General features: G+C 46.6%; 18 protein-coding genes. 13 read left to right on the top strand and 5 right to left on the bottom strand.

Annotated elements, in window-relative coordinates:
• Window positions 1–43: 43 nt before the first annotated feature.
• Together grxC and ACN0W5_RS18250 are read left to right on the top strand one after the other, a co-directional pair.
• Window positions 44–313: a glutaredoxin 3 gene (grxC, locus tag ACN0W5_RS18255; protein WP_417455512.1), complete on the top strand. Its 270-nt coding sequence runs from the start codon at window positions 44–46 to the stop codon at window positions 311–313.
• Complete coding sequence (locus ACN0W5_RS18250) at window positions 310–1,131, top strand: carbon-nitrogen hydrolase family protein (RefSeq protein ID WP_417455511.1); 822 nt, start codon at window positions 310–312, stop codon at window positions 1,129–1,131. The genes grxC and ACN0W5_RS18250 overlap by 4 nt, the downstream gene beginning before the upstream one ends.
• A 6-nt stretch (window positions 1,132–1,137) precedes the next feature.
• Here the strand turns inward: ACN0W5_RS18250 and ACN0W5_RS18245 are convergent, their stop codons facing one another.
• Window positions 1,138–1,650 (bottom strand): class I SAM-dependent methyltransferase, encoded by a 513-nt coding sequence (locus ACN0W5_RS18245; RefSeq protein ID WP_417455510.1) that lies wholly within the window; start codon window positions 1,648–1,650, stop codon window positions 1,138–1,140.
• A gap of 199 nt (window positions 1,651–1,849) precedes the next feature.
• On the opposite strand from ACN0W5_RS18245, the gene ACN0W5_RS18240 reads away from it, so the two are divergent.
• The gene (locus ACN0W5_RS18240; protein WP_299379809.1) at window positions 1,850–2,269 is read left to right on the top strand and encodes a DUF1178 family protein; all 420 of its coding nucleotides are present in this window, start codon (window positions 1,850–1,852) and stop codon (window positions 2,267–2,269) included.
• Window positions 2,270–2,375: 106 nt separating this feature from the next.
• On the opposite strand, the gene ubiG is transcribed toward ACN0W5_RS18240, so the two are convergent.
• A complete protein-coding gene (gene ubiG / locus ACN0W5_RS18235) occupies window positions 2,376–3,149 on the bottom strand; it encodes a bifunctional 2-polyprenyl-6-hydroxyphenol methylase/3-demethylubiquinol 3-O-methyltransferase UbiG (protein WP_417455509.1) in 774 nt (257 codons plus the stop codon).
• Window positions 3,150–3,398: 249 nt separating this feature from the next.
• Here ubiG and ACN0W5_RS18230 point away from each other — a divergent pair, with 249 nt between their 5' ends.
• The 9 genes from ACN0W5_RS18230 (at window position 3,399) to ACN0W5_RS18190 (ending at window position 15,496) form a co-directional block, all read left to right on the top strand.
• Window positions 3,399–4,622 carry an aspartate kinase gene (locus ACN0W5_RS18230; protein WP_299379803.1) on the top strand — a complete coding sequence of 408 codons (1,224 nt, stop codon included), beginning with the start codon at window positions 3,399–3,401 and terminating at the stop codon, window positions 4,620–4,622.
• A 167-nt stretch (window positions 4,623–4,789) separates the two neighbouring features.
• The gene (gene ptsP, locus ACN0W5_RS18225; RefSeq protein ID WP_417455508.1) at window positions 4,790–7,072 is read left to right on the top strand and encodes a phosphoenolpyruvate--protein phosphotransferase; all 2,283 of its coding nucleotides are present in this window, start codon (window positions 4,790–4,792) and stop codon (window positions 7,070–7,072) included.
• A 119-nt stretch (window positions 7,073–7,191) separates the two neighbouring features.
• The gene (locus tag ACN0W5_RS18220) at window positions 7,192–8,445 is read left to right on the top strand and encodes a RodZ domain-containing protein (RefSeq protein ID WP_417455589.1); all 1,254 of its coding nucleotides are present in this window, start codon (window positions 7,192–7,194) and stop codon (window positions 8,443–8,445) included.
• A 184-nt stretch (window positions 8,446–8,629) separates the two neighbouring features.
• A complete protein-coding gene (gene ispG, locus ACN0W5_RS18215) occupies window positions 8,630–9,763 on the top strand; it encodes a flavodoxin-dependent (E)-4-hydroxy-3-methylbut-2-enyl-diphosphate synthase (protein ID WP_299380331.1) in 1,134 nt (377 codons plus the stop codon).
• Between the two features lie 137 nt (window positions 9,764–9,900).
• Entirely contained in the window at window positions 9,901–11,145 is a 1,245-nt protein-coding gene (hisS, locus tag ACN0W5_RS18210) for a histidine--tRNA ligase (RefSeq protein ID WP_417455507.1), read from the top strand.
• A 62-nt stretch (window positions 11,146–11,207) separates the two neighbouring features.
• Window positions 11,208–12,578 (top strand): glutamyl-tRNA reductase, encoded by a 1,371-nt coding sequence (gene hemA / locus ACN0W5_RS18205; RefSeq protein ID WP_417455506.1) that lies wholly within the window; start codon window positions 11,208–11,210, stop codon window positions 12,576–12,578.
• 2 nt (window positions 12,579–12,580) lie between these two features.
• Window positions 12,581–13,657, top strand: coding sequence for a peptide chain release factor 1 (gene prfA, locus ACN0W5_RS18200; RefSeq protein WP_299380337.1), 1,077 nt, complete (start codon window positions 12,581–12,583; stop codon window positions 13,655–13,657).
• A gap of 35 nt (window positions 13,658–13,692) precedes the next feature.
• On the top strand, window positions 13,693–14,565 hold the full coding sequence (gene prmC / locus ACN0W5_RS18195) for a peptide chain release factor N(5)-glutamine methyltransferase (RefSeq protein WP_417455505.1): 873 nt from the start codon (window positions 13,693–13,695) through the stop codon (window positions 14,563–14,565).
• A 187-nt stretch (window positions 14,566–14,752) separates the two neighbouring features.
• Window positions 14,753–15,496, top strand: a complete 744-nt coding sequence (locus ACN0W5_RS18190) for a DUF4167 domain-containing protein (RefSeq protein ID WP_417455504.1) — start codon at window positions 14,753–14,755, stop codon at window positions 15,494–15,496.
• Window positions 15,497–15,560: 64 nt separating this feature from the next.
• Here ACN0W5_RS18190 and ACN0W5_RS18185 read toward each other — a convergent pair whose 3' ends face one another.
• Window positions 15,561–16,316 carry an MOSC domain-containing protein gene (locus ACN0W5_RS18185; RefSeq protein ID WP_417455503.1) on the bottom strand — a complete coding sequence of 252 codons (756 nt, stop codon included), beginning with the start codon at window positions 16,314–16,316 and terminating at the stop codon, window positions 15,561–15,563.
• Window positions 16,317–16,935: 619 nt separating this feature from the next.
• Here ACN0W5_RS18185 and clpB point away from each other — a divergent pair.
• Window positions 16,936–19,527: an ATP-dependent chaperone ClpB gene (clpB, locus tag ACN0W5_RS18180; protein ID WP_417455502.1), complete on the top strand. Its 2,592-nt coding sequence runs from the start codon at window positions 16,936–16,938 to the stop codon at window positions 19,525–19,527.
• Between the two features lie 128 nt (window positions 19,528–19,655).
• On the opposite strand, the gene ACN0W5_RS18175 is transcribed toward clpB, so the two are convergent.
• Together ACN0W5_RS18175 and ACN0W5_RS18170 are read right to left on the bottom strand one after the other, a co-directional pair.
• Window positions 19,656–21,128 carry a M23 family metallopeptidase gene (locus ACN0W5_RS18175; RefSeq protein ID WP_417455501.1) on the bottom strand — a complete coding sequence of 491 codons (1,473 nt, stop codon included), beginning with the start codon at window positions 21,126–21,128 and terminating at the stop codon, window positions 19,656–19,658.
• 93 nt (window positions 21,129–21,221) lie between these two features.
• Window positions 21,222–21,418 (bottom strand): hypothetical protein (locus ACN0W5_RS18170; RefSeq protein ID WP_417455500.1); only part of this gene is annotated, 197 nt, incomplete at its 5' end.

The raw sequence follows: 21,418 nt of genomic DNA, 5'->3' as shown, positions 1-21,418 counted from the left end.
AGTACCTGTTTGTGTAACCACAGCGAAATTAGGAATGTTGTCTATGGCTGAAGTTGTTGTTTATTCCAGTATGCTTTGCCCTTATTGCATCCGTGCAAAAAAACTGCTGAAAAGCAAAGGCGTTGCTTTTAACGAGATTGACGTAATGATGGAACCACGTCGTAAACCAGAAATGGTTGAGAAGGCTGGCGGGCGTACATCTGTGCCACAAATTTTCATTAATGGTGAGCATATTGGCGGGTGTGATGAACTCATGGCACTTGAAAGTCATGGTAAACTGGATAGCAAACTCGAAAACAGGATTGCCTCTTGAATAAATTCAAAGCAGCTTGTGTGCAGCTAACAGCAGATCGGGATGACAGCGTTACGTTAGGTCCTGCTTGCGATCTTATTCGGCAGGCGCATGCCTTGGGCGCAGACTACATTCAAACGCCCGAATGCACGACGATGATGGAACCCAATAAAAAGCTGACGCTGGAAAAAGCACTTCCCGAGAGTGATCATCCCTCGGTGAAGGCTTTTTCTGCACTCGCTGCGGAACTTGGGGTTTGGTTGCACATAGGCTCTTTGATTGTTGGTACAGAAGAAAGTCGTGCGGCTAACCGTGCGTTTCTTTTCTCACCGCAAGGTGATATTGCGGCCCGATATGATAAAATTCATATGTTTGATGTCGTTATTCCCGACGGCCAGTCTTATCGTGAATCAGCAACATTTCGCCCCGGAGATCAGGCGGTTGTCGCTAAGCTTCCGTGGGCTGAATTGGGTATGGCGATTTGCTATGATGTTCGTTTCCCTTATCTGTTCCGGGCTCAGGCGAAAAAGGGCGCAACAATTCTGACGGCGCCGGCTGCTTTTACCAAATTCACGGGGGAAGCACACTGGCACACGCTTTTAAAAGCACGTGCGATTGAAAATGGATGTTTTGTCATTGCGGCCGGACAATGTGGTATTCACTCTGAAGGGCGTGAAACGTATGGTCATTCCCTTATTATTGCGCCATGGGGGGAAGTCCTTGCTGATGGTGGTGATCAACCGGGGATTATCGTTGCTGATATTGATCTTGATCGCGTGAAACAAGCCCGTGATATGGTTCCATCAATAGATCATGATAGAGACTTTACCATCTGCTGATCGTCTTCATGCCGAATTTACCGCGCAGATACGTTGCACAACGGCGGGATTAGGTTCCGGGATTGTTGTTTCTTCATAACTTTGAACTCTTAGTCGTGAGTAATATTCGTCTAAAAGTTCTTGGGGCTTTAACAGGAAGTTTGGGCTTTTGGGCCGTCCGAATTTTTCATTCCCCACCATAAATGTCTCATAGATTAAAACGCCGTTTGGTAGCAGTAATTCGGGAAGTAAAGGCAAGAGAGGTCGGTAGAGATAGTTGGTAACAATAATACCACCAAATTTTTTGTTCGAGAGGGGAAAGGGGCTTCCGTCTTCCAGATCAGCAAGAATAATCTCGGTCCCTGGATGGTTATCAAGATCACTAAGGGCGGCGGTGTTTTTATCAAGGGCTGTTACGTAGTGTCCAGACATTAAAAATAGTCGCGCATGTCGGCCTGTTCCACAGGCAAGATCCAATACGTCGCTACCTTCGGGAATATATCCCGCATGTCTAAGCACCCACGAAGATGGTTCGTTCATTATCTTTGCCTTCTGTTTCCAAACTAATGGAACAATCTATTAATGAGTTTTGTCTTAATGTTGAGGCCTAGTTACATTCACTACTGGCAGATGCTTTTAATGCAATAACTTCTGGTATCAGAAGCTTGACCATTGCAGAGATCATCAGTCATAACCATATTCTTTACATAACTGACAGTAGGAATAAAGCGGGATTAGAATGATTCTTTTCGATTTGAAATGCGAAAACGATCACGTTTTTGAAGCTTGGTTTAAAGATAGTGCGGCCTTCAAGGATCAATCCGAACGAGGGATTGTTCTGTGCCCCAACTGTTCTTCGAAAGAAGTCAAAAAAGCTTTGATGGCACCGAATGTCAGTCTGGCCAATAGTGAGAAGAAGCAGGTCTCGGCCACAGAGCTGGCCAAGGCGCAAAAATTTATTTCTGAAGCTCAAAAAGCCGTTGAGAATAACTTTGATTATGTTGGTAAAGACTTTGCCGCGGAAGCTCGTAAAATTCATTACGGCGAATCAGACAAAAAGAATATCTATGGTGAGGCAAGTGAAACTGATGCCAAAAGCCTAAAGGAAGAGGGCGTTGCCTTTGCAACAATTCCTTGGAAGCAAAAAGCGGATGCTTAACAGGCGTGAATGGTCATGCCCTTCGAATACATCCTTTTGATCAACGCGTAGCGGCTTTTAGATTAGAGCAACTTGCTCTCTAGGATAGTTCCTGGGAGGTGTAGAGCTATGACGGCTTCTCAGCGATCAGCATATAGTTTACATCCAGATCACTGGCGTCCTGAGACCATTTATCCTGTACCGGATTATATACTATTCCCATAAGATCTTCGGTCTCTAGTCCATTGCGACGCAGTAGGTCGACAAACTCTGATGGGCGCAAAAACTTATTCCACTCGTGGGTTCCTCGGGGGACCCAACGTAACAGATATTCAGCACCAACAATGGCAAGAAGGTAAGATTTTTTTGTGCGATTTAATGTTGAGCCAAACATAGTGCCGCCGGGTTTTACAAGGGCAGCACAATCCCGGCTATAAACTTCGACATCGGCGACGTGTTCAATAACTTCCATGTTGATAACCGCATCGAATTGCGTACCTTGTTCGACAAGTTCTTCGGCTGTCATATGGCGATAGTCCATTTCAAGGCCGCTTTCTTCTGCATGAATTTGTGCGATTTCAATGTTGCGATGCGAGGCATCAATGCTTGTGACTTTTGCACCCAACCGGGTGAGAGGTTCAGATAACAAGCCCCCGCCACACCCGATGTCCAGAATTGTTAATCCTTTAAGTGGGGTTAGGGTTGTGATGTCACGGTCGTGTTTTTGGGCAAGGTGGTCCCGTATATACCTAATGCGGACAGGATTCAGTTGGTGAAGTGGTTTGAATTTGCCCAGTGGATCCCACCACTCGTCCGCCATGGCCGCAAACTTTGATATTTCCAAGGGGTCAACGGTAATGCCGGACGCTTCGTCTTTTTCGGGGATCTGGGTTGCATTCATTGTATTTTAAACCATCATTTGCCGGTGTCCTCTGGATGAGAGGACGAGAAATTCACTTTAAATCTGACGCTATTTTACATTTTACATGTGTGATTGTGTTCGTTTTTCACACGCATTTTCTTGCGTCACTGTGCCGTGCAGAGTATGGATATGTCGAGCCCAGAGAGCAACCGTTTGAAAGCTGTTTTTTGACGGTGGTATTCAGGGCAGCGATATTAAATTTATATTTTCCTCACAGGATGAGTTCCGATGGCCCGAGTCGTTATGAAATTCGGTGGCACCTCGGTTGCTGATCTTGACCGAATCCGCAACGCTGCAAAGCGTGTTAAGCGAGAGGTTGAGGCGGGAAACGAGGTTGCGGTAGTTGTATCCGCAATGGCTGGTGTGACCAACCAGTTAGTCAATTATGTTCAAGATGCTGGTTCGCTCTATGATCTGCGCGAGTATGATACAGTTGTATCATCTGGTGAACAGGTGACGTCTGGCTTACTTTCTATCGTGTTGCAGGATATGGGGATTAACGCCCGATCTTGGCTCGGTTGGCAGAGCCCGATTGTGACCAACGCGGCGCATGGAAGTGCCCGAATTGAGCGCATTGAGGTCGACGATATCATTCGCCGTTTTGGTGAAGGTCAAGTTGCTGTATTTGCCGGGTTCCAAGGAGTTGGACCTGATGGTCGAATCTCGACGTTGGGTCGTGGCGGTTCTGATACTTCTGCGGTGGCGATTGCGGCAGCTTTGAAAGCTGATCGTTGTGATATCTATACGGATGTTGACGGTATTTATACGACTGATCCTCGTATTGTTGCAAAAGCCCGTAAGATGGAAAAAATCACCTATGAGGAAATGTTAGAGCTTGCTTCTCAAGGGGCAAAAGTTTTGCAGACCCGTTCGGTCGAAATGGCCATGAAGCACGGGGTACGCGTTCAAGTTCTTTCCAGCTTTGAAGACAAGCCCGGAACTTTAGTTGTAGACGAGGAAGAAATCGTGGAACAGGCAATTGTAAGTGGCATCGCCTATAATCGTGATGAAGCGAAAATTACACTCCGTAGCGTAAGGGATACGCCGGGTGTTGCGGCAAGCATTTTTGGTCCTTTGACTGATAATGCAATTAATGTGGACATGATTGTTCAAAACATTTCCGCCGATAAAAAAACCACGGATATGACTTTCACCGTTGCCAAGGCTGAACTAGACAGAGCAATTAAGGTTCTGGAAGACAGCAGCAATGGATTGAAATATGACAGCCTTGATTCAGATCCTGCCGTTGCTAAGATCTCTGTCATTGGTGTTGGCATGCGTTCTCATGCTGGTGTCGCGCAGAAAATGTTCTCGGCCCTCGCAGAAAAAGGGATCAATATTGAAGTAATTTCTACGTCTGAAATTAAGATTTCTGTCCTTGTTGCCGAGGAATATACCGAGCTAGCTCTGCGGAGCTTGCATACTGCATACGGCCTTGATTCAGAAGATTAATATTATAGTATTAATTCTGTAATCGGTTTTCGTAGATAAGCAGTACTTTAAAGCCGACAAAGGATTTATTTTGTTGGGTTATTGGCCCCGGGCTATTGGCTCTGGGCTAATAACCCAATATTTATAAGAACCTGAATTTTTCACTGGTTGCGAGGATGCTGGATCTGATGACAGGCAAGAATGAAAAAACATCGGCTTGGGGTGGGTCTCGTCGTTTGTTGAAACTCTTGCGCGATCAGATGAAGGGCAAGTCCACCAATCAGGAACGTCTGGCGCAAACAGTTAATCTGATCGCGCGGGATATGAATGCCGAGGTTTGCTCGATCTACGTCATGCGTCGAGGTGAATATCTCGAGCTTGCTGCGACGATGGGGCTAAAACCCGAAGCTGTATACCAAACACGGTTACACAAAGGCGAAGGTATCGTAGGTCAGTGCGCAGCTCTGGCTCTGCCTATGGCTGTTTCTGATGCGCCGCGCCACCCTAATTTTGCCTACCGTCCTGAAACAGGGGAAGAGCCGTACCAATCCATGTTGGGGGTTCCAATCCTGCGAAGTGGCCGGGTTCTTGGTGTTATTGCCGTTCAGAATGTTACCCACAGGCACTATGACGAAGAAGAAGTTGAAGCCCTGGAAACCATCGCCATGGTTCTGGCTGAACTTATCGCTGGTGGGGCGCTGTCGGTTTCTGCTCTTGAATCAAAAAGCTCGAAAGAAGAGCTGGAAAAACCGGATCGAATCAAAGGCCTTTGTCTGAACGAAGGTATGGGAATTGGGCAAGCTGTCTTTCACAATCGTGGCATCGTTATTAATCGCATTATTGCCGATGATATCGACGAAGAAGTCGAGCGGTTGGAAAAGACGGTTAAGGAAATGCGTTCATCAATTGATGAGATGCTCACCAGAACTGATATCGCGGCGATGGGCGAACAGCGAGAAGTTCTTGAGACTTACCGGATGTTTGCTGAAGACCGGGGGTGGGTCGGCAAAATTACTGAGGCCATTCGTGTCGGGGGGATGACTGCTGAGGCAGCCGTTCAGAAGATTCAAAATGAAACCCGCTCGCGAATGAGCAAAATCAGTGACCCCTATCTGCGTGAACGCCTTGCTGATTTGGATGACCTTGCCAATCGCCTGTTGCATCATCTGCTTGACCTTGATGAAGACAAGCCAGAACTGCCCGATGAATTTGTCCTTTTGGCGCGGACGCTTGGTCCGGCTGAACTTCTGGATTACGACTGGGATCGTCTAAAGGGCGTTGTTTTGGAAGAAGGTTCGCCAACAGCCCATGTTGCGTTGGTTGCGCAAGCCCTTGAATTGCCCATAATTGGACGTTGTCGGGATGTTTTGACCCGTGTCCGCGAAGGGGACATGGTTGTTCTGGATGCGTCACATGATCAGGTTTTTGTTCGCCCAAAAGATGATGTGCTCAGAACTTTGCGGACGAGCGTTAAGGATAAAAAGCTTCGCTGGGAAGAAATTTCTGCGGCACGGGATCTTGCACCGGTTAGTCTGGATAATCAGCGTATTTCGCTAAACGTCAATGTGGGTATGTTGATGGATCTACCGCATATGCATGCGGCGGGTGCGGATGGTGTCGGGTTATACCGAACTGAAGTCCCCTTTATGGTGCGCAAGTCTTTTCCTGATGTTGCTGAGCAAGCTGAATTGTACCGTAAAGCCATGGATCGGGCCGAAGGAAAACCAGTTGTGTTTCGGACACTGGATGTGGGGGGAGACAAAGTTCTACCCTATTGGTCAAGCGTGGCCGAAGAAAACCCGGCAATGGGCTGGCGGGCGATTCGTATCGGGTTGGATCGACCGGCTTTGTTACGTCAGCAGCTACGTGCGCTTATTCGTGCCTGTGCGGGACGTAATCTTGATGTCATGTTCCCGATGATTTCTGAAACAGCAGAATTTAAAGCTGCGCGTGCATTGCTAGATCGTGAACTTGAACGCGAAAAAACAATCGGCGGTATGTTACCAGAAAAGATTAGAGTGGGGGCGATGTTGGAAGTTCCGGCTTTGATTTGGCAACTGGCTCCTTTGTGTAGAGAGGTGGATTTCCTCTCGGTTGGTAGTAATGATCTGTTACAGTTTGTTTTTGCAACAGACCGCGGCAATACCCGGTTGGCACGTCGATACGATGCTTTAAACCCTGGTGTTTTAAAGATGATGCGCAATATTGCGGAAACCACACACCGGGCTGGGGTTGACCTTTCTCTTTGTGGGGATATGGCTGGTCAGCCAATAGAAGCCATGGCGTTGATAGGGTGTGGCTTCAAATCGTTGTCGATGCCTGCGCAACAAGTTGCGGGCGCTAAAAAGATGGTACGTTCTCTGGATGTGGATAGCATTAAACAATTTGTAACGGGTCTGTTGGAGAAGCCGGATCATAGTGTGCGGAGTGAATTAGTGAACTATGCCAAAACAGAAAACGTTGTGACTTAAAATAGATTTATTTGTTGTTTGTTACTGAATTTGTTACAACTTTCCCCTACGCGCCACAGGTGACCATAGCTTAATACTAAGGGATGGTCGCAGCTTGCAGGGAGGGGATTGTGGAAGCGATGCCGGAAACACGGGAAAATACACCCGGGGAAGATGCCTCGGAAAATAGCCAGCCAACAATAACCGTTGCGGAGATCCTTCGTACTGGCCGGGAAAAACGTGGACAGGATTTACGTTCTGTCGCCAATATTCTTCGTATCAGATATGTTTTTCTGGAAGCGATTGAACGTGGCGATTTTGCGAGCTTACCGGGGGATACCTATGCATATGGTTTTGTGCGAACCTATGCGGGGTATTTAAATCTCGACAAAGATGAAATTGTTCGACAGTTCAAGCAGGAAGTTCAAAGCTATGGTGATCGGAAGCAGTTGGTTTTTCCAACACCGGTTCCCGAGAGCAAAACCCCTGGACTGGCAATTCTTTTAACCTCGGTTATTTTGCTCGGTGTTGCGTATGGTGGATGGACCGCCGTGTCTCGGTTTGATGTCGATATAACAGAGTGGGTTCCTTTCTTATCTGAAAAGCAAAACCCTACAACTGGCGAAGTACAAAGCTCAACCGCTAGTTCAGATGGTGTAACACAAACAACAGATCAGGATGCACCCCAAGCTGAAGCGTCTGTTGAAGCCACGACACCTGTTGTAGAAGATGATGCTTCGTCCACAGATGCCACGTCTGATGTTGTCGTTAATGGCAATAATGAGACGGTTGATAACTCTGATGCAGAGGCCGTGACAGCAGATCCTCTGTCCGAAGTTGTAGGTGAAAATACAGAAGAGGTTGTTGCAGGGGCACCAACCGACACAGCGCCAAATAATACAACAACAGAGACTGAAGCGACGGAAAACCAAACGGTTCCCGATGTGCCGGAAGTATCTTTGACGGGCAATGCTGAACAAGGTGATGCGGAAGTTGCAGATGCGACGCCAGAAAACAGTGCTGCTGAAACGAGAGAAGAGGATGCGGTTTCGACTGATACATCGGTCGCAGTGGTAACGCCACCACCACCGCCCGAACCGGAAGTCTTTGGAAATGAAGCCGAAGCGTCACCGATAACTATTCATGCTGAACGGGATACTTGGTTGCATATTGTTGATGGAACTGGTGAAGCAATTTTTAGTCGGGTTCTTCGTGCCGGGTCAGTTTATAATGTACCGAAGCGAGACGGTTTGGTGATGGCGACGGGGAATGCCGGTGGTATTACAATTAAGCTGAATGGTAATGAACTACCTAAGTTAGGTGTCCTTGGGGCTGTTCGCAGGGATATTATTCTGTCTGAAGAAGGGCTTTTAGAGTCAATTACAGCTGAATAATACATTCTCTTTCAGAAGGTTAGTTGCCTTAGGTTCAAAGGCGCAGTTATAAAGCTGCGTCTTTTCTTTTTTCTGTCACTATTGTGCTATTGAATAGGCGCCACCACTTTAGGGGTTTCAGCTTGAATTATTGTTCAAGAAAGCGCATGTTTCCTCTGCTTTTTTCGGGCACAGAGAGAGTTTTATGAGTATACGTCCTTGGCGAGATATTGTTCGCCGGAAATCACGACAGGTAATGGTTGGTAATGTTCCTGTCGGTGGGGATGCCCCCATTACTGTTCAGTCTATGACGAACACCTTAACGACAGATGTGAAAGCGACTGTCGACCAGATTCATGCAATGGAAGAAGCTGGCGCAGACATTGTACGCGTGTCTTGTCCGGACGAAGAATCTTCCCGCGCCTTGAAAGATATCGTCAAAGAAGTCTCTGTGCCGATTGTGGCAGATATTCACTTTCATTATAAACGTGCGATTGAAGCTGCAGAATCTGGCGCGGCCTGTTTACGGATTAATCCGGGAAACATTGGCAAGCGCGAAAAGGTACTCGAAGTTGTCAGTGCAGCAAAGGATCACGGTTGTTCCATGCGTATTGGTGTAAATGCTGGGTCTTTGGAAAAACATCTGTTAGATCGCTTTGGGGAACCTTGTCCGGATGCGATGGTAGAATCTGCTCTCGGCCATATTCGGATTTTGGAAGATCTCGATTTTAGAGAGTTTAAAATTTCCTGTAAGGCATCAGACGTTTTCATGGCTGTTGCTGCCTATATGCAATTGGGTGAGGTTTGTGATTATCCACTGCATATTGGCGTTACAGAAGCTGGTGGCCTGCGCACGGGAACGATTAAATCATCTATCGGTATGGGAAATCTGTTGTGGTCAGGTATCGGAGATACCTTGCGAGTTTCTCTCTCGGCTGATCCTGTGGAAGAGATCAAGGTCGGGTTTGATATCTTGAAATCTTTGGGGCTGAGACATCGTGGTGTGAATGTTATTTCCTGTCCGTCATGCGCACGCCAACAGTTTGATGTGATCAATACCGTTTCTGTTCTTGAAGAAAGATTGAGCCACATTACCACGCCGATGACCGTTTCTGTTATTGGCTGCGTGGTTAATGGTCCTGGCGAAGCGACAATGACGGATATTGGTCTGACGGGTGGAGGTAAAGGTACTCATCAAGTTTATGTGGCCGGTATGCCCGATCATCGACTTAAAGATCAAAGCATTGTTGATCACTTGGTGGGTATGATCGAAACCAAGGCGGCGGAAATAGAAGACGCGATTGCCCGGGGCGAAACACCACAGCAGATGGGACATTAGTCGTTTCTATCTGAAGCTTTTATAAAAGTACGTGGTCCGCTATCGTGACTATGTACTTTTAAAGGGCTATTCCCTATAACCATTCCGGTTATTCTTACTTCATATTCTTATTTGTTTCTTTCAGGAGAACCCTAACGATGTCTTCTCTGCAACCTGTTCGCGGCACGCATGACCTTTTTGGCGATGATATGCGTCGACATCGCGAAGTGTTGAATATTGGACGCGAGGTTGCAAATCGTTTTGGGTATGACGAAATAATCACACCTATCTTTGAAAAAACAGAAGTCTTCAAACGTACACTTGGTGATACGTCGGATGTTGTGACCAAAGAAATGTATACCTTCCCTACCAAAGGCGGGGATGAAATTACATTGCGCCCGGAAAATACTGCGGGTGTTGCCCGTGCCTTTATGTCCAATGGGCTAAGCCAACAGTTACCCGTTAAGTTCTTTTATGGCGGTCCAATGTTTCGCCATGAACGTCCGCAAAAGGGGCGGCAGAGGCAATTCCATCAGGCCGGGGTTGAACTTCTTGGGGTTGAAAAGCCACAAGGAGATGTCGAGATTATTTCTTTGGGGGTACATTTCCTTAAAGAACTTGGTGTCTATGAAAACACGACGCTGGAACTCAACACGCTTGGGGATCAAGAAAGCCGTCAGGCTTACCGTGATGCATTGATTGAATATTTCTCTGCGTTCAAAGATCAGCTTTCAGAAGATAGCTTGAGCCGGTTAGAGAAAAATCCACTGAGGATTTTGGATTCAAAAGATGAAGGGGACAGAAAGCTTGTTGCTGATGCTCCTGTTTTCTCTGACTATCTCAATGACTTGAGTAAAGATTTTTTTGCTCAGGTCAAAAGTGGTCTGGATGCCTTGGGTATTGCTTATGAAATAAACCCGCGCCTTGTTCGTGGCCTGGATTATTACTGTCATACTGCGTTTGAATTCACCACAACAGCCCTTGGTGCCCAAGGAACAGTTCTGGCGGGTGGTCGTTATGATGGATTGATCAAAACCATGGGTGGCCCTGCGACACCTGGCGTAGGTTGGGCTTCGGGTATTGAACGTTTGGCTATGCTGATGACACGACAAGTTGTTGAACCTAAACCTGTCGTCATTATTCCTATGGGGGAAGCGGCCGAAGCAAAGGCGCAAATCTTGGCTGATGAACTAAGGTATGCGGCATACCGTGTCGAGCTTGGGTTTAGTGGAAACCTGAAAAAACGACTGAACAGAGCCAACAAACAAAATGCCAGTGTTGCTATTATTATGGGGGATGATGAATTGGCTGCAAATTCTGCAACCGTTCGTGATCTTTCAAGTGGTGAGCAAGAGCTCGTTAAACTGGACGCTTTGGCTGATAAGCTGTCGGTTTATCGCTGAGCTGTACAGATCCGGCAAAAGAGGCCTAAAATGGCCTCTCTTGCTTACAATCGTGATATCGTATGAATTCAGTTCCACCCTTTGTTCCTGAACACCCTTTGATAGAGCACTCTGATCAGTTTGATCGGCTTGCAATCGTTGGTGTCAGTGCAAGAACTGCGGGTCGACGTTTGCGCGATACTCTCTTTGTTGAAGAACCAGATTATTCTACGATCCTTACCAAGCTCAAGAGCGAGGGCAAACAAAGCGTTGTCTTGATTGCAACGTGTGAAAGATTTGACTTTGTTTTATGCCAGTTTGAACGCGAAGATATTGATTATTATCAGAACATTATAGCGCAAGAAGCCAATATTGATCTAGAGAGCCTTCGGAAACAAAGCTATCAGCACACAGGGGTTGATGCTTTACGGCATCTTTTTGCAGTTGCATCATCACTGGATAGTTTGATCGTTGGTGAGCCGCAAATTCTAGGTCAGGTGAAAGAGTGTCATCGTGTTTCAAGAGATTTGGGACTAACGGATAGTTTTCTTGATAGTGTGCTTAACGCCGGCCTTGTTGTTGCAAAGCGTGTACGAACCGAGACGACCATTGCACAGCAACCGATTTCTCTGGCCTCTTCTGCTTTACAGGTGGCGCGTGGCATTCATGGTGATTTGGCTAGATGTACGGTTTCTTTAATCGGTAGTGGCGAAGTGGGAGAGCTTCTTTGCCAAGAGTTTAATAGCGTCGGCATCGGTGACCTTATTATAACGCACCCCAAAATTGGACGAAGTCAAACCGCAAGTTTTCGGTTGGGGGGGAAGGTATGTCCCTGGGATCAACTAGATGACCTGATAAGCCAAAGTGACATTATCCTGTCAGCTTATGGTGGTGCTGATCATATCTTTACGGCTGCGAATGTTGGGGTTGCCCTTCGTAAAAGAAAACGGAAACCGGTCTTTTTTATTGATACAACAGCAGCACGCGATATCGCAACCGAGGTGAATGACCTGAGTGGTGCTTATTTTTATAATCTAGAAGATCTTGAAAGTGTCGCAAAACAAGGCAAAGTCCACCGCGAGGCTGCTATGATGGCAGCATGGAAAGTTCTTGGCGATGAAATGCAGGCTTTCATCCGTTCAAAGGTCGAGAGACAAGCTGTTCCTGCTATTGCCGTTATTCGAAAACATTTTGAGTCACTTCGGTCACAGGTTCTGCTGGAAACTGAAGAAAATGCAGATGTTGCGACCCGGCTATTGATTAATAGACTATTGCATAATCCGCAGGTGGTCTTAAAAGAGATTGCAAGAGAAGACCCAGAAGGGCATGTGTTGTTTGAACAGTTGCTCTATAGATTTTTTGGAATAGAGGCTGCTTTACATAGTCGTGGTAAAGAAGATGGGGGCCTCGCTGAGAATTGTGAACCTCAAGCAAATGATGGAAAAGAGGACTGAACGTGAAGTTCGATGAAAAGCTAGATGCTGTTGTTGCCCGGTATGACGAACTGAATGCGGTTATTTCTACTCATCAAGACCCAGGGTCTAATGAATATACTAAGTTGCTGAGAGAGCTGTCGGACTTAACGTCTGTCGTGGAAACTGTTCAGGAACTTCGCACCTTACAAAACGAAATGGCTGACCTGGCCGAAATGCTGAATGATCCTGATGCCGATGCTGAAATGCGGGACCTTGCACAGGAAGAATTCCTAGAACTTAAGCAAAAGCTGCCGGAGATGGAACAGCAAGTGCAAATTATGCTGCTCCCCAAGGATGTGGACGGCGAGCGTAACGCGATCCTCGAAGTCCGTGCAGGAACCGGGGGTGATGAAGCAGGTCTTTTTGCATCAGAGTTATTTAGGATGTATCAGCGATATGCAGAAGCATCAGGATGGCGGTTCGAGGCACTGGACTATTCCGAAAATGGTATCGGCGGTGTGAAAGAGGCAACTGCCCTGATTACGGGAACAGGGGTGTTCTCTAACCTAAAATTTGAATCTGGTGTACATCGTGTTCAGCGCGTGCCCGTGACGGAATCCGGTGGACGCATTCATACTTCAGCTGCGACAGTTGCGGTAATGCCCGAAGCCCAAGATGTTGACGTTGAAATTAATCCGGCTGATTTACGTATCGATACTTATCGCGCACAGGGTGCTGGCGGACAGCACGTTAATACGACGGATTCTGCTGTACGTATTACGCATGTTCCCACGGGTGTTGTCGTTCAATGTCAGGATGGTCGCTCTCAGCATAAAAATAAAGAGCAAGCGATGAAGATGTTGCTGACCCAGATTTATGATAATCAACGTCAAGAACAAGAGAAAGAACAGGCCGCTAATCGTAAGTCACAGGTCGGGAGCGGGGATCGCTCGGAACGAATTAGAACGTATAACTTTCCTCAAGGTCGCGTGACGGATCATCGAATCAACCTGACGCTTTATAAGCTGGATAAGGTGATTGCGGGTGAGGCGCTTGATGAAGTGGTTAATGCGCTAATTGCCGAAGATCAGGCTGAACGCCTTGCCGAAATCCAATAATTAGGCATCGTTCTGAAAAGGTTGATTGGCTAGATATGGAATCTAATGAGCAAGTTCAGAAGACGATTGCAGATTGTTTGAAGCTGGGAAATGAACAGTTAACTGCAGCCGAGATCGAGAATCCCAGATTGGATGTGCGATTATTGCTTGCAGAGGCCCTGAGTGTCGACACCTCTTATCTTTTTGGCTATCCGGAAAAACTTCTGAATGATGGTCAATTTGGTCATTTTCTGGGGATGATCAATCGGCGGTTAAAGCGTGAACCTGTCTCAAAAATTATTGGACGCAAGGAATTCTGGAGTCTGAAGTTTAAGGTCTCACGTGATACATTGGACCCACGACCTGACAGTGAAACACTTATTGAGGCAGTTCTCGAAAGCTTAGTGGACAAGACAGAAGCAATTAAAATTCTTGATCTGGGAACTGGGACAGGGTGCCTCTTACTTACTCTTTTAAGTGAACTCCAAACGGCCAAGGGACTTGGTATCGATATCAGTGATAGGGCTCTTGCTATCGCAAAGGATAATGCCGAAGCTTTGAGGTTATCTGATCGGGTGAGATTTCAATTGGGGAATTGGTGCGATGGGGTTGGGGATGGTTGGGATATTATTATATCCAATCCCCCCTATATCGGAGAGGATGAAAAAAGGGCCCTTTCGCCGGAAGTTTTAAATTATGACCCTGCATTAGCACTTTTTGCAGAAAATAACGGGATGAAAGATTATCAAACATTCATACCTCAAGCTGCTTTGATCCTGAAAAATAATGGCATGCTTGTTGTAGAAGCCGGACAAGGGCAAGCTGAAGCTATAAATACTTTAATGCGCGATGCCGGGCTTGTTGTTTCTGCCCCGAAAAAGGACCTTGGCGGCATCCCCAGAGCCTGCATTGCTCGTAAGTGCATTTAATAAATAATATAAAATTAACATTTAGGGCTTGGAAAGCCGAAGATATAGCTTTACGGTGTACCGATAAGCAGGGGCGTGGGGTGCCCCGGGGGTATTTGCCGACAACTTGATAGATACGTCGTCTGAGTTTAAGACTCTTGACGTTTGTCGATACCCAAGATTTAGCATTTAATTTAGCTTGCGAATGATGAGACAGCAAAATTCAAACAATTCGAACCGTCGCCCGCGCGGCCGGTCAAATAATAGTAATCGAAAGCCACAGCAATCACGTAATGGTGTCTTCGATAGTAATGGACCTGGGGGGCGCATACGCGGCAATGCCTCTCAGCTAAAAGAAAAGTACCTGCAAATGGCGCGTGACGCCGCTGTTGGAGGGGATCGTGTTGCCGCCGAATCTTTCTATCAGTTTGCAGAGCATTATTTCCGTGTGATTAATGATTCTACCGACCCTAATTCGGGTCGAACTAATCAGCCGGATAATAATTACCGCAATAGAAATACTCGGAATTCTTCTGATGGAGATACGAAAGCAGTTGATGGGAATATTGCTTCTGAAAATGAAGCTGATGCACAGCCAGCAATTGTCTTGAATGAAGAAAGTCCTGCTGAAGAGGAAGCTCCTAAACCAGCAAGAGGCCGTGTTCGGACCCGGCGTCCTCGATACGAGGCTTCTGATGATGCCGCCTCAGTAGAGAAGCGTGCTGAAAAAGCGACGCTTGAAATTAAACAAGACCCAGAACCAGAGGCTGCTAAGGCGACTCCTGCTGTGGTTGAATTGCCTTTGGGTGCTGAAGAAACGCCGGCTGAAAAACCTAAGCGGCGTACGCGTACGCGTAAAGTTGCAGATACAGGTGATGAAGTTAAGGCGCCTCGCCCTAGGGGCCGCCCACGTAAAAATCCTGTTGAAAAAGATACGACAGAAACCGCTTAGTTTTACTTCTTGGTTTTTGGCTGTCTAAAAGTTCGCTTTTTTTGCACCAGTTGATTTGATTGTATTAAACAGTCGTCACTGGTGCATTTTTTTGTATAGTGCCATCAGTTTTAACCTGAGCATATACACCCATATTTCTGTGCCCAAATCCTGCTTGCAAATTTTTGGGGATATTTAAATCAACATCTGCAGTGTCTAGATTTACGTTTGTAGCTGAACATCGCCCAATATGGGATTTTATCTCCAAAGTGATGCTTCCTACTTTGACCTCTTTCCCAATCCAGTCATTTTCTTCCCATGCTTTTAATCCCTCAATATAGAGATTTCCTCTAAATCGCATAGGATCGACGGGGGTTCTCACTACCCGCTCTAGGTCTTTAACGCTTTCGAGGTTAATCAGGGATATTTGTAAATCGGGAATGTCTGTAAAGGCTGAGGTCTTATTTTCGACAATCTTTGGTGCACCTCGCACATCTGATTCAAGAAAACTTGCTAGGAACTGTTCCAATAACATGCGGCCAGTCTGGTCGGTAAGCTTTCCTCTGGATACTCTTTTCCCATTGCGCAAAAGGGTAAGAGTTTCGGTCTCTTCGTCAAAATTCGACGTCAACTGAGCCAACTTTGGATTCTTTGCCAGCATTAAAAAATGCTTTTTTGAGAGCCAGACAGGGCCATCGGGAAATTCTGTGGAACCGTGGGCAATGGCGAATCGTCTGTCATAAGGAAGAAGAGCGTCCTTTTGGATATTTACTTGATCCAATTTTTCTGCACTAAGGCCTTTAACAGGGTAGCGATAGATTGAGTTGATATAAGCAGACATCTTCTTCCCCGAATTTTTTTCTATTGTGTTGGCTACACATTATTTTTCAAGCCTTTAATGATTTAATCTTCGAAGTTCCAGTATTTCAGTGGATTGTAGGGGCAAAGCATTCGTGAAAACAGATGGGGAGGAATTTACATATTGAAAATAAATAAAAAAATTTACAAATGAGAATGATTTTCAGTTGCATAATGTTTTTTCATGGGCTAGCTTCCTTCTTGTAGTTCCTACCGAGGAAGACACCACAAGCTATTCGGCGGTCATCGCTTGAATTTATTTGTTTGTGCTCCTTCTGGGTATGTACTCATCTCTCCTGACGTAACTATGGGATTTCCCAACCCTGCCTTCGGGCAGGGTTTTTTTTTGTTCATTTTCCCAGGGGTAGATGGGAAAGGTGGGCGACCACAGCCTTGCCGTTTCTGCTCGTCGTTTTAGGAATGTATTGATAAATTCCGCGCGTTCGATCCTTGTATCCGATAAATCTGATACACATATATTTAGTGGCGGGTGATCTTGATCAACGTCAGAGTTCCATCATGCTACTATCGTGGGTGATGGGTGGTATTGCATCAACGATTGTGTGCTGCTGACGCAGGCATGACGGAGAGGGCTTAAAAATATGAATTTGAATAGTTATACTGAAAGAACTCAGGGCTTTATTCAGGCCGCGCAAGGACTTGCACACCGTAGTGATCATCAAAGACTGACGCCTGAACATATGCTGAAGGTGATGTTGGATGATTCTGAAGGACTTGCCGCAAATCTGATTACTGCCGCCGGCGGAAACCCGTTAAAAGCACGGGAAGATGTTGACCGGACATTGGCCAAGTTACCAAAGGTCAGCGGTCAGGATGTCGGGCAGGTGTATCTTGCCCCGGAAACGGCCCGAATCTTCGAACAGGCAGAGCAGATCGCGAAAAAGGCGGGTGACAACTATGTTACCGTTGAGCGTCTTCTAATTGCACTCGCACTATCCAAAGAAGCTGAATCTGGAAAGATCCTCAAAGATGCTGGGTTAACTGCTCAAAACCTCAATGCTGCAATTAATGATTTGCGCAAAGGTCGGACAGCTCAATCCGCATCCGCAGAAGATAGTTATGATGCCTTGAAAAAATATGCGCAAGACCTGACCAGTATGGCACGGGAAGGGAAGCTTGATCCTGTGATTGGGCGCGAGGAAGAGATTCGCCGAACTATTCAGGTCCTTTCAAGGCGCACGAAGAACAACCCCGTACTGATTGGTGAGCCGGGCGTGGGTAAAACGGCAATTATTGAAGGACTTGCCCTTCGGATTGTGAACGGTGATGTACCTGAAAGCCTCAAGAACAAGAAACTTATGTCTCTTGATCTTGGATCAATGGTTGCGGGGGCAAAATATCGCGGTGAATTTGAAGAACGATTGAAAGCTGTTTTGCAGGAAGTTACCGAAGCAAGTGGTGAGATCATTGTTTTTATTGATGAACTTCACACTTTAGTTGGTGCGGGTAAAACAGATGGCGCAATGGACGCGTCTAATATGCTGAAGCCTGCTTTGGCGCGTGGTGAACTACATTGTGTGGGGGCCACAACCCTTGATGAGTATCGCAAATATATTGAAAAGGACGCAGCACTGGCTCGGCGCTTCCAATCAGTTGTTGTGGAAGAACCGAATGTCGAAGACACCGTATCGATCCTTCGTGGCTTGAAAGAAAAGTACGAGCTGCACCACGGTGTTCGCATTACAGATTCGGCTCTTGTTGCCGCGGCATCACTTTCAAATCGTTATATAACAGATCGATTCTTACCGGATAAGGCCATCGACCTTGTCGACGAAGCTGCCAGCCGACTACGTATGGAAGTGGATTCCAAACCAGAAGAAATCGATGAGATGGATCGCAGGTTGATTCAGCTTAAGATCGAGCAGTCAGCCCTTCAAAAAGAGAGCGATAAGGCTGCCAAAGATCGTCTCGACAAGTTGAAGTTTGAAATTGCAGAGCTGGAAGAGAAAAGCAACACACTCACGAGCCAATGGAAATCAGAAAAAGATAAACTTGCCGGTGCGCAAAGAATTAAGGAAGAGCTAGAACAAGCACGTTTAGAGCTTGAGCAGGCAGAGCGAGATGGTCGCTTGGAAAAGGCTGGTGAGTTGAAATATGGTCGCCTGCCCGAACTAGAGAGGGCTTTAGTCGAGGCTGAAGAAGCTGGCGATAGTCACATGCTAAACGAAGAAGTGCGTGAAGATGCCATTGCCGGGGTTGTTTCTCGTTGGACGGGAATTCCGGTTGATAAGATGCTCGAAGGCGAAAGAGAGAAGCTTCTGCAAATGGAAGATCTTCTCAGGAAACGTGTCATCGGTCAGGATGAAGCGATTGTTGCGATCTCGAATGCTGTTCGCCGTTCGAGATCTGGTCTTCAGGATCCTAACCGTCCTATCGGTTCTTTTCTCTTTCTGGGGCCAACCGGGGTCGGGAAGACGGAACTGACAAAAACCTTGGCATCTTTTCTGTTCGATGACGATACGGCGATGGTACGTTTGGATATGTCCGAGTACATGGAAAAACATGCTGTTTCCCGGATGATTGGTGCGCCACCAGGGTACGTCGGTTACGAAGAAGGTGGTGCTTTAACCGAAGCTGTGCGCAGACGGCCTTATCAGGTTGTCCTTTTTGATGAAGTTGAAAAGGCACACCCGGATGTCTTCAATGTGCTTTTACAGGTTCTTGATGATGGGCGTTTGACGGATGGTCAGGGGCGCACAGTTGATTTTAGCAATACGCTGATCATTATGACGTCAAATCTTGGGTCTGATGTCTTGGCGAATCAGCCGGATGGCGAAGACAGTTCTGTGGTTCGTGAACAGGTGATGGAGGTAGTTCGCGCTTCCTTCAGACCTGAATTTCTGAACCGTCTTGATGAAGTCCTTCTGTTCCATCGTTTGGAACGCCGACACATGAGCTCTATTGTTGAAATTCAGTTCGGTCGTTTGCAAAAGCTTTTGGCTGATCGCGATATCAAGGCAAAACTCGATGATGAATCCACCGAATGGCTAGCAGAAAAAGGCTATGACCCTGTCTATGGCGCGCGTCCGCTAAAACGTGTAATCCAGCGGGAATTACAAAATCCGTTGGCTTCGTTGCTACTTGAGGGGGCGATACATGATGGCGAGCAGCTGGATATCTCTGCGGAAGATGATGTGCTGACGATTAATGGTAGAAAGCTCGCTGTTACATAATCGCTTGCTAGCCGACCATAGTTTCAGGTGTGTCTAGGCCCAAGTATCTTTTGGTATGGTATAAAAAAGGACCGTTTGTTTAATCAAACGGTCCTTTTTCTGTGCTATATAATCTGGAAAATCCGAGATTAGTTTGTGTTCAGCTTTGCAATGGCTGCCGGTTGTTTCAGATCTTCAATCAGCCCGTCGATTTTGGCTTTTTCAGATTCGAAGTTTTTCAGGTCAGCTTTCTTGAGCTTTTCTCCAGCTGGCAGTTTAACGCCTAACGGATTAACCTGACGGCCATTGAACAGCACTTCATAATGAAGGTGCGGACCTGTAGAACGTCCTGTTGTGCCAACGTAACCGATTACCTGTCCCTGACGCACGCGTTTGGATTTACGGATACCTTTGGCAAAACCCTTCATGTGGGCATAGGCTGTTTCATAGCCACTGTGATGGCGAATTTTTACGTAGTTACCAAAACTGCTGAAACGGTTTGCCCGTAAGATGACGCCATCACCCGCAGCATAAATCGGTGTGCCACGCGGAGCCGCAAAGTCGACACCTTTATGCATTTTGGTATAACCAAGAACCGGATGTTTACGTTTCCCAAAGCGGCTTGATAGGCGTGCGCCGTCCACGGGTGTTCTCATCAAGGCTTTTTTTGCGGACTGGCCTTTTTCATTAAAGTAGTCGGTAAAACCGCTAGAGGGGGTGAAGCGATAAAGTTGTAGATCATCACCTGACAGGTTGAGGTTGCCGTAGAGCATTTCACCTGTGCGGGCGAGATTGCCATCTTCATCATAATAGGCTTCGTAAACGACTTCGAAGCTATCACCCTTTTGAATCTCGCGTTGGAAATCCACATCAAAGCTATAGGCCCTGATCATTTTGATCATGATGTCATTGGGAACACTGACATTCGTTGCCGCGAGATAAAGACTACTTGTAATTTCGTTGGTGCTACGGGCCATTTTCATGGTGAGCGGGCGTTGAATTTCTTCAGCAATATATTTGCTTTCTTCGCCTTCGGTTGTGCTGACTTTTACAATACGCTCTACACTTGGTTGAAACTGCATAGCCCGTAAAGGACCTACATCACGTTCTTTTACTTCAACAATAGGTGCTGATGGTGGCGCAAAGGTAAGGGCAATATCAAGTCCGGGTCTAATCTTTCGTGGGGAATAGACATCTGTGAGGGCGGTAATGGCGCCGTGTGCCTCTGAGCGGGTTGCGCCTGCGGCAACAAGTAAGCTCATAAGTGTGTCGCCATGGGAAACAGTCACCATTTTTTCGATATCACTAGGCTCTAGTATATCTGCGGCGGTTTCTGTCGGAACGGCCCCAACGGCTACATATTCACTTGTCAGTAAATCTGTTTTCAGGGTCGCGACAACTTCTGGTGATGCGACGGTAATTTCTTGCGTGTTGATATTAGAAGTGCTGCTTGCATCTTCTGTGACTTCAACAGTGGCTGATTGGGTCTTGTTTGTAACCTGCTCTTCTATAGGGGTGCTACTGGAAAGCCAAAAATAGATCCCGCCAAGGGCAAGAATCGATAGGCTGCTTCCTATTGCTGCATTAACCATAAAAGTAGGTGTGTGGAATCTATTCTTCACACGTAGTGCTCCGGAATCCGTGACGACATACGGCCGTATTCGATGTTGTTGTTATATAGAATCTCAATACTCTGCTCGGACAAAGTGATGTATTTATGGATTCCTGTCAATGTTTACTCGATTCTGTTTTTTTAGAAAGTCCCCCTTTTCTGCGGGGTTTGCGGCACAAATACCGCAAACAGAGGGCAAGATGATGGAAAAAAGTAAATAAAATGCAAAAAGGTCTTTGACAGTGTGTTGTGTGGGGCCTATAACACCGCTCACCGACGGGGCAGATGCTCTGGCGGGAC

Source organism: Kiloniella sp., from assembly GCF_048270245.1.
Taxonomy (GTDB): Bacteria; Pseudomonadota; Alphaproteobacteria; order Kiloniellales; family Kiloniellaceae; genus Kiloniella.
The sequence above is the reverse complement of the archived record's forward strand: the minus strand, read 5'-3'. Positions and strand labels throughout refer to the sequence as shown.